The 12702-nt window shown below is 57.9% G+C and carries 11 protein-coding genes and 1 tRNA gene; 6 read left to right on the top strand and 6 right to left on the bottom strand.

What is annotated here, in order from left to right; translation table 11 throughout:
• Positions 1 to 467: 467 nt before the first annotated feature.
• From WA354_RS11825 to WA354_RS11815, 3 genes are all read right to left on the bottom strand, one after another.
• Positions 468 to 1850: a DNA polymerase Y family protein gene (locus WA354_RS11825; protein WP_472813215.1), complete on the bottom strand. Its 1383-nt coding sequence runs from the start codon at positions 1848 to 1850 to the stop codon at positions 468 to 470.
• A 345-nt stretch (positions 1851 to 2195) separates the two neighbouring features.
• Complete coding sequence (locus WA354_RS11820) at positions 2196 to 2570, bottom strand: nuclear transport factor 2 family protein (RefSeq protein WP_472813214.1); 375 nt, start codon at positions 2568 to 2570, stop codon at positions 2196 to 2198.
• Between the two features lie 2 nt (positions 2571 to 2572).
• Entirely contained in the window at positions 2573 to 4783 is a 2211-nt protein-coding gene (locus WA354_RS11815) for an alpha/beta fold hydrolase (protein WP_472813213.1), read from the bottom strand.
• A 166-nt stretch (positions 4784 to 4949) separates the two neighbouring features.
• Between WA354_RS11815 and WA354_RS11810 the strand changes: the two genes are divergently transcribed.
• Positions 4950 to 6263 carry a DUF2252 domain-containing protein gene (locus tag WA354_RS11810; RefSeq protein ID WP_472813212.1) on the top strand — a complete coding sequence of 438 codons (1314 nt, stop codon included), beginning with the start codon at positions 4950 to 4952 and terminating at the stop codon, positions 6261 to 6263.
• A gap of 162 nt (positions 6264 to 6425) precedes the next feature.
• Complete coding sequence (locus WA354_RS11805) at positions 6426 to 7349, top strand: hydroxypyruvate isomerase family protein (RefSeq protein ID WP_472813211.1); 924 nt, start codon at positions 6426 to 6428, stop codon at positions 7347 to 7349.
• A gap of 31 nt (positions 7350 to 7380) precedes the next feature.
• Here the strand turns inward: WA354_RS11805 and WA354_RS11800 are convergent, their stop codons facing one another.
• Together WA354_RS11800 and WA354_RS11795 are read right to left on the bottom strand one after the other, a co-directional pair.
• Complete coding sequence (locus WA354_RS11800) at positions 7381 to 8124, bottom strand: hypothetical protein (protein WP_472813210.1); 744 nt, start codon at positions 8122 to 8124, stop codon at positions 7381 to 7383.
• A gap of 116 nt (positions 8125 to 8240) precedes the next feature.
• Positions 8241 to 8795 (bottom strand): cupin domain-containing protein, encoded by a 555-nt coding sequence (locus WA354_RS11795; RefSeq protein ID WP_472813209.1) that lies wholly within the window; start codon positions 8793 to 8795, stop codon positions 8241 to 8243.
• A gap of 462 nt (positions 8796 to 9257) precedes the next feature.
• On the opposite strand from WA354_RS11795, the gene WA354_RS11790 reads away from it, so the two are divergent.
• On the top strand, positions 9258 to 9419 hold the full coding sequence (locus tag WA354_RS11790; protein ID WP_472813208.1) for a hypothetical protein: 162 nt from the start codon (positions 9258 to 9260) through the stop codon (positions 9417 to 9419).
• 79 nt (positions 9420 to 9498) lie between these two features.
• Here WA354_RS11790 and WA354_RS11785 read toward each other — a convergent pair whose 3' ends face one another.
• Positions 9499 to 10509 (bottom strand): aspartyl protease family protein, encoded by a 1011-nt coding sequence (locus WA354_RS11785; RefSeq protein ID WP_472813207.1) that lies wholly within the window; start codon positions 10507 to 10509, stop codon positions 9499 to 9501.
• On the opposite strand from WA354_RS11785, the gene WA354_RS11780 reads away from it, so the two are divergent.
• The 3 genes from WA354_RS11780 to WA354_RS11770 form a co-directional block, all read left to right on the top strand.
• Entirely contained in the window at positions 10508 to 11782 is a 1275-nt protein-coding gene (locus WA354_RS11780; protein ID WP_472813206.1) for a 4-(cytidine 5'-diphospho)-2-C-methyl-D-erythritol kinase, read from the top strand. The two genes, WA354_RS11785 and WA354_RS11780, sit on opposite strands and share 2 nt — an antisense overlap.
• A gap of 64 nt (positions 11783 to 11846) precedes the next feature.
• Positions 11847 to 11920: transfer RNA gene (locus WA354_RS11775), tRNA-Gln, on the top strand.
• Between the two features lie 60 nt (positions 11921 to 11980).
• Positions 11981 to 12702, top strand: a 722-nt coding sequence (locus tag WA354_RS11770; protein ID WP_472813205.1) for a ribose-phosphate diphosphokinase, incomplete at its 3' end; no start/stop codon positions are given.

Genomic DNA, 12702 nt, shown 5'->3' with positions numbered 1-12702 from the left:
AGCATCATCTTGCGAAGGTTGGTCACAGTAGGTACCTCCTGTGACCCAACCTATCCCGGCCTCAAAGCAACTCGCCAGCCACTGCCGTAGCGGCCGCGGCGCCTGCGGCTTCGTTCTGGTGGGCTATTCGTCAGTGTCCTATTCGTCAGTAACATTTCGATAAACGTAGTTCACAGCCGACTGAATTGGTCGCATCGCCAGAATGGAATTTCCGGCAAACTTTTTGTGGAAAAACTCCCAATTTGTTTTGGAGGGTAGGCCCTTCCGCTTCGGTCCCTTGGATGAGCATCGTGCTCGTCCAGATGATTGTGCCTGAGACGAAGGAGAAAACCTGCAAAGCGGTGGCGGTGATTTGGTTTTTGGAATGTATGAGTTGGAGCGCCGCGCGACGACGCAACACTTGACAACACACGGGTATGGCATCTTCACCAATGCTTTTACGTTCCTCGGCGGTGTTACGTGCGCCATCAAAACAAATCCGGAATGCTGTGGAATGCGATCCGGGTTGGCGCAGCCTTGTATGCTGCCAGCATCGTCGCTGGCGCCAGCGTGCTCATGCCGTATTTCTGATTCAGCTGGTCCATCGCCTCCAGCAGTTTCGTTCGGCTCTTCGCGTTGTCGAGCGAGTCAAACAGATTCAGCGAGTGGAGCCGGTCCGGCACCAACCCATTCAGACTCACACCGATAAAGTATGGCTCGTCGTATCCGGCGCCATGTGGACGTTCTGTCCACAGCCGGCACAAGGCGCCGATCAGCGTCTGATTATCCTGGCACTCGCTTAGCTTGATTTCGTGATGCCACCCGCGCGTGGGTATGCCGAAACGACTCACGGGCGCATTCTGACTTCTCGGCACCGAAAAACCGACCGCCAGCCCGATCGAACTCGCCCACAGCTTGTGCGTGCGCAGCCGCATTGCCGCCTTATGCAGCAGTTTGTGCGCCACCGCCCAAGCTTTCTCCGCCGTCCGCATCTCCGGCGCCAGCACGTGCGAGTGGCTGATCGACTTCAGATGCTCGGTTTCCGACATCTCGAAGTCCTCGCCCTGCAGCCAATGCCACAGCCGCTCACCCCACACCGATCCCCAAAGCTCGCCCGACTGCTCGCAATTCAGCTTCAGGAGGTCTTCCATGGACCGGATGCCTTTTTCGTTCAGTCGCTTTTCTGTCTTTGCCCCGATGCCCGGTAGATCGCGCAGAGTAAGCCGCAGCAACGCCCCTGGCAACACATCAAGGGGCAGCGCCACCAGCCCATCGGGCTTCTCCATGTCGCTGGCGACCTTGGCTAAGTATCGGCTCGTTGCCAAGCCAACTGAGCTGCGGAGAAAAGCCCCGACCTTCTCCTGGATCCGCGATTTCACTTTTCTGCCCAGCTCCAGAGCGGCCAGCAGGGGTCGTTCCCGGCCCATCAACCGGCAAGCCATCTCATCAATCGACATCACCGCCGTCACCGGCAGACAGCTCTCCACCGCCTCAACGATCCGATGATGGTAGTCCACGTAAATCTCGTGACGTGCCTCCACCAGGATGATGTTGGGACACATCCGCCTTGCATCGGCGACCACCGTCCCCGTTTTTACTCCGTGTGCTTTCGCTTCATAGCTGGCGGCGATGCAGCATGTCGTGTCGGCGAGCATCGGCACCACCCCTATCGGCTTGCCGCGAAGCTCCGGCCGATCCTGCTGTTCCACCGATGCAAAGTAGGAATTCAGGTCCACGAAGAGCCAGTTCAGGCAGGGATCTTCCCGGGAAACTCTCGGCGGGAAGACCTTTTCGGTCGCTGCAGGTACTGTCCCATCCGGCCATTGGTCGGGTTCGAGACCTTCAGCCGGGTTTAAATCGTCTGCCAACATTTGCGCCTTCAATTTTCGTCTTTTGTTCGCCTGACTTCAAGACCTGAATTATGCATCTAGATTAGTGGTAAACTCGCGTTGCCGGAGTGTTGTCTGCTTCGAGCCTTTCTGCCGCCGTTGGTGTCTTCACCAGGGGCGGTCTGATGCGAGCGCGGGCCGCCTGAAAAATGCATACCTTGGTTCATTGGTTCGCTTCGTATGCCAGCGTGCTGGCCATCCTGGTCACGCTGGGTGTCGCTATTCTCCTTGTTTGCTGCCTTGAATGCACCAATTGTCGGTGTCGTGAGAAGGACGATCTTTTCCGCCGGCACGAGTTGTAGGGCAGCCGCTTCGAGTCAATTTCCGTTAGCTCATGCGCGTTCCCTGGTGGAAACGCATTTGCCAATTTCCAGAAGTCCTGGTCCAGATTGAGCTTCGCAGCGTAGTCTTCTGCACTCCCGTCGCATCTCGGCGCACCGCGCGATATGTAACCAGCGCCGCATCCGCGGCTATCATCCTGCACTCAAGGCCCTCAACAGCAGGCGGTGCATACGTCTCTGTTGCCAACAGTTCCAGCGTCTCCTCTCGCGTCCAGACCCGCCCCGACGAGCCAAATTCCACAAAATCCTGCGCGAGCAGCCCGGACACTTGCTCTCGATTGCGCCGCACCGCCGGATTCAGCAGCAGCAGTTCCAGCCGCTCCAGTTCGGCTCTCGTTGACGCTTCTAATTCTGCGTCCATTGTTATTGCACCGGCGGTTTCAGATACTGCTCAAATTGAGCCAGAATGCGCGAGAACAAATGCGTGCGCACATCGGCGCCTGAGATCGAGTGAGTTTTGCGCGGGTAGATCTGCAGATCATACGGAATCTCCGCCTCGATGAGCTTCTGCACGAATTGCACGGTATTTTCAATGTGCACGTTGTCGTCGCCTGTCCCGTGTACCAGCAGCAGCCGCCCTTTCAAATTGGCTGCCGAATTGACCACGGAAAAATTCTGATATCCCTCCGGAAAATCCATTGGCCTGCTCATGTATCGCTCGGTATAAATCGAGTCGTAATCGCGCCAGTCCGTCACCGGTGCTACGGCAACTCCGGCACGAAAGCGATCAGAATGCGTCATCGCGTAGAGCGTGAAGGTACCGCCCCAGCTCCACCCCCACCAACCCAGCCGCTTCGCATCGAGCTGGGGATTTTTGGCTAGAACTGCATCCACTACGGTCAACTGATCCTGAAGCTGCACCGGCCCCAGGTTGTGATAAGCCGCCTGGGCAAACTCGCGCCCACGCCCGCTCATGCCGCGATTGTCCGCATGCAGCACCGCAAACCCATGCTGGGCAAGAAGCTCGTCGAAGAGCAGCGCATCGCTCCACCGGTTCAATACCGTCTGCACTGCCGGGCCGCCATAGGGATTCACAATCAGCGGTACACTCGCAGCGGATGGTGCATTCGCGGGCAGCAGCAACGTGGCATACAGCGTGGTTCCGTCGTGTGCCTTCACTTCCAATTGCTCCGGAGCACGCAGTCCCAGAGATTCGATGGCGCGTGACGCCCAGAACACAGCACATTTGGCCCCGATCGCACAAAGCTCCAAGACAGGCGGTTCCATCCGCGACGAATACTTGTCGGTAAACTTGCCTCCCAACGGTGAAAAATCGACTTCGTGATTGCCCTCTCCGGTGGTCAGTTGTTTGCGCTCACCGTCAAACGTGACGCGCCATACCTGCTGCTCGAGCGCAGAGCCTTCGTTGGACGCATAATAGATCTCCTTCCGCGAGGGATCAATGCGGTATACGTCGCCAACTTCGAAGTCGCCTTTCGTTACCTGCTTCTCCAACTCGGCATTTGTAGAGTCAGTTTTTCCCTGGTTGTATTTGTAGAGATAGAGCTGGTTGTGGCCGTCAGTCCAGTCGGTCAGCACGATGAAACCATCCGCAACGAATACGTCAAAGTTCTCGTTGAGGAACTTTTCATCGGATATTTCCAACACGCTGTGGGCCGTTCCCATACCCGGATCGGCAAAGTAAATCTTTCTATGCTTTTGATCCCTGCTCAGCGTTTCGACCCACAGCGTTTTTCGATCAATCCATCCAAACCGCGGAATGTAATCCTGGCCCTGCTCGATGGGCACGTGAACCCACGAGACTTTACCACCTTTCGCGCTCACCACCCCTACGCGCACATCCGGATTCAGATCGCCCGGTTGGGGATACCGCTGCTTGTTCACGGTGGCGTGGGTCGGGATCCAATCGGTGATCGGATACTCGGGAACGTTCTCCTCCATCATCTGCAAAAACGCCAGGCTTTTTGAATCCGGGGACCAGAAGTAATTGCTCTTCGTATCGAGTTCCTCGCGGTACACCCAGTCAACTTCGCCGTTGAGGATGGTTGGATTGGGCGCCCCGGCCACATTCACTGTCGGCGTTCCCGGCTGCCGAAGCGGAACCACCGCAAGCCCGTGGTTGCGAATAAACGAAACATATTCGCCGTTGGGTGAGAATTTGGGATCGTCGCCCGAACTCTCTCCGGAGAGGCCAACATCTACGCCTGTCCCGTTGCTCAGGTCGTAGATCCACAAGCTGCCATTCGAGTCGAACATCAGGTGCTTCGAATCCGGCGCCCAGAGGTAGTTGGCCATTCCATAACGTTCCCGGTGGTCGCGATCCTGCTCAGAGGCTTTTCCCCCGGTGAGGGTGGCAAGCTTGGCTCGGCTCACCAGGACATGCGGTTTTCCTGAGCCCGGATCAAGATCGATCAGCTCGCCGCCGTCCAGATAGGTCAGATGCTGTCCGTCAGGGGACCATGCCAGGCCGCCCGGCGGCGTCCCGATTACCGGACCATGAGAGAAAATCGTCTCAACTGTGAGCGGTTTTGGGTTCTCCTGTGCCGGCATCGCGGCGGCAAGCAGCAAGACCGCAAGAGATGACGACAGGGAGCAAATATCAAGACGTTTCAAAGGAATTTCCTCCGCGCGGCCACCGTGGAGAACATGAGTGGTTGGATCGTGTGCCGGAAATCCAGTGTAAACGAGCAATCGTTATCCCCCGGCAGCCCCGCAGTGTTGGTTACACTCGCGGCCGTGGCGCTATAGTTCCATTGAGTGCGAAGGGAGCATCTCTCCCATGAACTGGGCCACGCCGGAAGAACGACGGAATCTTGGACAATCGCGGCGCAAGCAGCTGCGCCGCCAGGAGAACGATCAGCTCCATATCAAGGCGCGCAGAGCCACGCCGCTCTCAGTGCTTCAGCGCGTTGAACGAGGGCGCGTTCCGGCTCTGCTGAAGCTCAAGCACCAGCTCATGGCGCAGTCGCCTTTCGGGTATTTCCGCGGAGCCGCTCCCGTTATGGCCGCCGACCTCGCCGTCCTGCCTAACTCCGGCATTGAAGCTCAACTCTGCGGTGATGCGCACGTCCGAAATCTGGGCGCCTTCGCTGCACCGGATGGCCGCCTGGTCTTCGACATCAACGATTTCGACGAGACAACGCGCGGCCCCTTCGAGTGGGACCTGAAGCGCATGGCGACATCGATTGTGCTCGCGGGCCGCGAATCGCGCCACAAGGAATCCTCGGCGCGCGAGGCGGTCGAGCATTGCATCCTGCGCTACTGCGAACAGATGCGCGCCTTCGCCAGGATGCCCTTGCTTGAGGTCGGCCGTTTCCAGGTCCATCGCCTAGGAGATGTTGAGCCCGTGCATGAGGCCCTGCTCAAAGCCGAGCGCGCCACGCCGCTCCACAGCCTCGAGCAACTCACCGAGCCCACTCCCGGCAAGCCGAACGGCCCCCGCCGGTTCAAAGAGATCGAGCGCTGCCTCTGGCGCATCACTGGTTCAAAAGCTGAGAAGGTTTTCGAAGCCCTCGGCCCCTATCGCGAAATTCTCGAGTTGCAGCGCCAGCACCTGCTTTCGCTCTATCGCCCCGTTGACGTTGCCTTCAAGGTGGTCGGCACGGGCTCTGTGGGTTTGCGCGATTACTGCATCTACTTCGAGGGCAACGGAGCTAATGACCCGCTCTTTCTACAGATCAAGGAGGAAGCCCCTTCTGCGTACTCACCCTATCTGCCCAATACGAATGCCTGTCAGCACAATGGCCAGCGCGTGGTAATCGGCCAGCGCGCCATGCAGTTGCAGTCTGACCCTTTTCTCGGTTGGACGCATATCGGTTCCCGCCAGTTCCTTGTCCGTCAACTGAATGACCACAAGGGCTCCATAGAACTGCCCGATCTCGCGGGCACCGGTCTTGCCGCATTCGGCGAAGTTTGCGGCGAGTTGCTGGCTCGCGGCCACGCCCGCTCCGGCGATCCGCTTGTCCTCGCGGGTTATCTCGGAAACGGAGTGACTTTCGCCTCAGCCCTCGCCAGGTTCGGCTCTCTCTATGCCGATCAAACCGAGAAGGACTGGCAGGCACTCCGCCGCTCAGGAAAGGTCGAAACGAGGTAACGATGGATCATATTGGCTGCAAGTTTTCTTATGCCCGCGGACACTTCAGAGGCTGGGGCATAGCCCCCTTACTCTCGGCAACATGGCGCGGCTCCAGTCTTGCCGCAACGACTTCTAAACACGATGGGGGCTCTAGCTCCTGCGGAACTTCCAGGTGAATCGATGAATCGAACTATTTTCAGTCGCCGCCAGTTTGCAACGAGCATCGCCTCGGCCGCAATTGCAAGCACAGTGTTAAATGCTGAAAGCTCTCTCGATCTGCCAGACACGGCCGTAAAGAGTCCGCCTTTTGCGCTCTCAATCATGCTATGGACGGTCTGGACGGATCTGCCTTTTGAGCAACGCCTCGTCAATGTGGCCAAAGCGGGCTACGCCAACGTCGAGCTTGTCGGAGAGTACGCGAAATGGAGCGACGCCGACTATTCACGCGCCATTGCGGCCAGCAAGCAATTGGGTATTCATTTTGATGCAACCGCTGGGTTGCATAATGGAATCGGCAACCCCGCGGTTCGAGATGCCTTTCTGGCCGAATTCAAGCAGGCATTGACGCCGATGCAGAGGCTCGATTGCCCCGCGATGATCGTGCTCTCCGGCAACGTCGTTCCAGGGATGTCCCGCGAACAGCAGCATCAAAGCTGCATCGAAGGCTTGAAGCAGGCGGCCGGCCTCATTGAAGGCAAACAAATTGATGGCCAGCCAGTGCGTCTGCTGCTGGAATGCATTGATCCCGAGGAGAACCCGCACTACTTCCTGCAATCAGCCGCAGAGGCAATCGACATCGTGCGCGCCGTCAACCATCCCCAGGTGCAATTCCTTTACGATCTCTTCCACGAACAAATCGCCGAAGGCAACCTGATCGAGAAACTCGACAAGCACATTGACGTGATTGGCTTGATTCACGTGGCTGATGTTCCCGGGCGGCACCAGCCAGGCACCGGCGAAATCAACTACGCCAACATCTATCGCAAACTCGCCGCGCTGAACTACCGTCGGGTCGTCGCCATGGAGTTCCATCCCACCGGCGATCCCGTGTCGACGCTCCGCGCCGCGAAGCAGATGGTCGCGAGCGCCATGGGAACCGCCTGAACAGGCAGCGCATGGCGCTCGAGCAAAACCACTACCTGGCTGCAGGTACCGCCGCTGCCGCAGGCTTTGGCATTTCAAATATGGCGGGGTCGATCGTTTTGTTTAATTCCACTTTCTTGACTGCGATGGTCAAAGAGAACTGGCCGCCGAGGTCGATATCCATTGCATAAGGGAGCATGTAGCCGACGTCGGTTTTCCTGTAGTCGGAGAGCCTGGTCGTGATATCCACCGGCTGCCCCTGCATGTCCCCTTTGGTTAAGACCGATGTGACCAGAAAGGTCTTGGGATCGATAACGTAAATGGATTCAACGTTGTCTTTCGTCGTCAGCTTGATCTTGTAGGCATCGCCGTCTTTGCCAAACGACTCAATCTTGCTGCCCTTGGCCGCATAGTCATAGAGCTGGCCCCCGACGTAGATGTCCCCTTTCCGTGACTTGTACTGATCATCCGGCATGGGGGCAGGGTCTGCCGAACCAGCCATCGGGTTCACCATCCAGCCGCCCTTGTCGGTCACGCACTGGATGATCTTCTGGCCGTTGAATTCGGTCTCGCTTTTGTAGCCGACGCCGTCAACGATCGTGGTAGTGCCGGGGTTGTCGTTCCCCATCACCTGGACCGAGTTCTCCATATACATGGATTTCACTTGGCTGATGGCATCTTTTCCGCCGATCGCCGCTATGTATTTCCCAACAATCTCGTCTGCTGTCTGCGCACTTAATGAGACCGCCCCAGCAAGCGCGGTCGCCGCCATAAAGCCATAGATCAAGTTCTTCATTCGCCCTCTACCTTTCGCGTACTCGAAAGCACGTTTATCCCTGCGGCAACAGTGTAGCCCCGCACGTGCTGATACGCTCCGCGAATCCCGCCGGTTCCCTGGCAGCCCGGCTGCAGTCAAGCTTGAAACGGTGACGGACCTACCAATTCGACCTCGTACTTCCGCCAGAACTCCGCATCCTCCACCGGCGGATTGGGGACGGCCGTGTCGCGCAGGAATTGCTCCATCTTCCCCGCCGGCGAAAACGCGATCAGCATCCGCCCGGGTTTTCCCTCAACCGCTGCGAACGTGTGCGGAATCCCGCGCGGCCCCAAAACGGAATCACCCGCACCAAGCGTCAGGCGCTTGTCACCCAGCGCAAACCGCACCTCTCCCTCGATCACGTAGAAGTACTCCTCCTGATGGGGATGAAAATGCAGTGGCGGTCCGATCTTCACGAGATTCACGTGTTCAATCACAAACAGCCCGTTGCTCGTCTCCCGCGGAAGCACCTTGAACAAAATCGTGCTATAGCCCCGCGAGTGCGTTTCATCCTGGCAATCCTTGCCCGCGGCAACAACATGCGCTTGTCCGGACGGCGAAACCCCCGGCGTTTTCGCAAGCGCCTCGAGGTCAATTCCCGCGACCGGTAACAATGCGGCTGCACTCATCAAAAAACTACGACGCCTCATAAACAAACCTCCCGAGCAATTTAAATCAAATCAGCGAATTGGCTGTGAATGGCGCGGATTTACGATTTGCGAAATCGATTCGAATTCGAATCGAGAGCTGCTTTTTTGCGCGAATCCGCGTTCGACGCATGACGAATCAAAACAATTCTTCTGTTTGGGGAATCGTCGTTCCAAGCCTAACCAGCGCGGCCGCACAGTCGCAACGAAATTCGAGAACCGGATGTTAGACTTCCGCCACTGGAGGATCTGCATGAAGAAATTCCTAAGCCATGCACTCGTAGCTCTTGTCGTCTTGGCCGGAACCGTAGCTGTGATGCGCTCACAGCAGGCCGCAACGCAGCGATATCCGCAGTTCGAAAACGAAGATGTCAAAGTATGGAAGTCGGTCGTATATCCAGACGCACCGCTCAACATGCACCGGCACGCCCCCCCAGGGTCATCATCGCGCTTAAAGGGGGCACCATGAAGATCGTTGAAAAAAGCGGCAGATCGGAAGAGCATGCGTGGGAAACTGGGCATGCCTACTGGCTTCCAGCGAATCCTCCCGATACCCAACATGCCGATGTAAACGCAGGCAAAGACCCAATCGAAGTCATGGTAGTAGAACTCGAAAAAGAACACTGAAGCATGTCGTCCGAGTCAGGGTGCTAGACAAATTTGTTCGAAAGCTGATCACTGAACACTGACCCCTGACAACTGCCTCTCACCCCACCGGCACCAGCTTGTTATCCGATTGCTGCCGTGGTTGCTCGTTGAGCAATTGCGTCGTCGACGGCGACGCATCAAGACGCAGCGTGTCTTCGTTCGAATACAAGCGCACCAACTCTTTGGCCTGGTCGAATGTGATGATGAAATGTTTGAGAGGCGTCGAACCGATGTTTACGAGTGGGAACACTGAACTGATCTCGACAAACGCCTGCTTGAAGGTATAGCGGCCAAGCTTTACATCCGTCTGCAGCCGTGCTGCCTTGATCTCGAATTTTGTGGAGACCGATTCGCCGGTGGCGAACGCCTCAGGGGTTTCCTGGAATTTCAGTTCTCTTGAATCCTTCTGAGGAACGCTCAGCCCAGTCCCGCCCGAATCAATTTGTGCCTCCAACTGCTGATCACCGATCTTGAGAGCTACTATCGGAACTCCATCCGGCATGCGGAATGGCAGGACCGATCCGCCTGAATCCCCACGGATTTCCCCGCGTGTGAGCAGCATCCGGTGTGCTGGAAAGTCCAGCGTCAACAGGTAGTCTTCGAAGAGCGTGAACCCAAGCACGCCCTGGAAGTTCGCGTCGCCATACAGGTTGTGAACTACCGCATCGACCTCTGAAAACTCCACACCAGCAAGATTCAAAGAATCGATCCGGGAAATCTCGGAACGTTGTTCGCCGAGACCGCTTGGGTCTGTCAAATGCGCATGCCCTGCCAGCGGCAGAAGCAGTTCTTCCGCCAGCTCTCGCGAAACCAGCACCTGGCCTCCCGTTCCCGTATCGATAAGAAACCGGAAAGGTCCGCGGCCGTTCACCATTACCGAGACATAGGGCTTGTCGAGAATCATTTCCAGCGGGGCGGAGTAGACCTCGGATTGAGCGTCGGAGGTTTGCCCTGCGGAAGAGTGCGGCGAAAGATCCTGGCCGTTTGCATTCCAGACGGAGAAGCACAGGAGGAGCGCACAAGCACATCGCAGCGCGAAGCCGAATGTGACCTTGCCCAGGGCAGGCATGGCGTTCTCCTTTCGCGCGTGTGCTCAACGCGATCTGGGGCAGAAGCGCACCATCATTCTACGAGTATTCCGGTTGCGAGATCCGTATAAGTTGCAGGGCAGGGCCGGCGAAGTCCAGGACGGCCTCGCTCTACAATGGACCGGTATGCCCACCACCGTCCGCTCGCACGCCAAGATCAACCTCGGCCTATATATAGGCGCACCGCGACCCGACGGATTTCACGAGCTTGCGACGGCCTACCAGACGTTGGAACTGCACGACTTAGTCATCGTGACGGCCCGCCCCGCCCCGACCACATCCATCCGTCTCACCTCTAACGACCACCGCGTCCCGACGGATAACCGCAATACTGCGTGGAAGATGGTATCGCTGGCGCTCGAAGACCTGGACGCCCCGGCCCAAGTCGGCATCCACATCGAAAAACGGCTCCCTGTCCAGGGAGGATTGGGAGCTGGTTCCGCCAACGCCATCGCAGCGATGATAGGCCTGGAAGCAGAACTCGGCCTGCCGGCAACAACCGCTCCCATCCCTCCGGTCTTTTCGCGGCACGCCGCTTCCAACCCCGATCTCGATGATCTTCTGATTGACATAGGTCTGGGGGGTGGTAATTGGCCTGTGCGCCAACTTCAACTGGCTGAGAAAGTTGGCTCCGATGTGCCCTTGTTTCTGGTCGGCGGAGCCGTCCTCGGACGGGACCACGGGCAGAGCGTTTTCCCTCTGCCGGACTTTGAACCGGTATGGTGTGTCGTTGCTCTCCCACCAGTGGGCGTGTCCACGCCTCAGGCTTTCCGCGACTGGGACGCTCTCTGCGCGACAGAGGGTTTGACCGCTGATGCATCAGAAGATAGACTGGAACAGTTGAGCCGCGCCTATGTCAGCGCCTTCGCGGGAGCAATTCCGCAGGGTCAGCATGGATCAGGCTCCTCCGGTGTCCCTGTCTTGGATGGGGACCTCGCCGGACCTCAAGAGTCCGCGCTTGTCCGCACCGGGATCAGTAGCTGGATCCAGAACGACTTCGAACGCGTCGTCTTTCTCCAGCATCCCTCCCTTGCAGAAATCAAGCGTCTTCTTGCGGCTTCCGGCACTCCGGAGGCAGCCCTTCATGCCTCGCTGTCCGGGTCTGGTTCGGCACTCTTCGGGTTGTACCTGGCCCAGAGAGATGCACTGGCAGCCCAGGAACGGCTGACCGTAGCAGGCGTCGAAAGCAAGATCACACGCACCCTGCCGCGATCAGAATATTGGGCAAACATGCTCGTGCAGCAAGAAGGTTGACAGCCAGCCACAGTGTCGTAGAGACTCGCGGACGGCTATCAGCAGACGGAATCGGAAGCGTTGTTGGGCGATCGTCTAATGGTAGGACAGTGCCCTTTGGAGGCACTTGTCTAGGTTCGAATCCTAGTCGCCCAGCCAACTTCCGCAATCCGCAAGAACCGGATGCAGCCAAAGCCAACCAGCTTGGAGGTATTGAGGATGGAAGTGGGATCGGTGACAGACACGTTGGAAGACAAACAGCAAGTGGGCTCCGACGACGCCAAGGATGGCGCGGGGAAGGGGCCAACGCCGCCCAGCGGTCCGCTCGACGCGAAGTCACAAGGCGGTAAGCCCAATCCGGAGCGCAAACGCACTCGCAACCTCAGCGAGGACAGGCGCTTCAAACTCTTCAGCGGCACGGCCAACCGTCCGCTTTCTGAAGAGATCGGCCGCCACATCGGAGTTCCTGTCGGTGAGGTCAAGCTCCAACGCTTTGCCGATGGCGAAGTCTACTTCCAGCTTCTCGAAAACGTTCGCGGCGTCGACGTCTTTGTCGTACAACCCACCTGCTATCCCGTCGACCAGAATCTGATGGAATTGCTGGTCATGATCGACGCACTCAAACGCGCCTCGGCCGCCCGCATCACTGCGGTCGTCCCCTATTACGGATATGCCCGCCAGGATCGCAAGGACCGCCCGCGCGTCGCCATCAGCGCCAAGCTCATCGCCGATCTGCTCACCACCGCTGGCGCCAACCGGGCTCTCTTTGTCGACCTGCACGCGGCTCAGATTCAGGGCTTCTTCAACATTCCCGTCGATCACATGTTTGCCAGCCCGGTGCTGGTGAGCCATTTCCGGTCGCTCGCACTACCTAACCTCACGGTGGTCTCGCCCGACGCGGGCGGCGTGGAACGTGCCCGGCATTTTGCGCAGAAGATGGG

The organism is Occallatibacter sp. (assembly GCF_049802275.1).
In the GTDB taxonomy this organism is placed as follows: Bacteria; Acidobacteriota; Terriglobia; order Terriglobales; family Acidobacteriaceae; genus Telmatobacter.
This window is presented reverse-complemented; position numbering and strand designations above follow the sequence as displayed.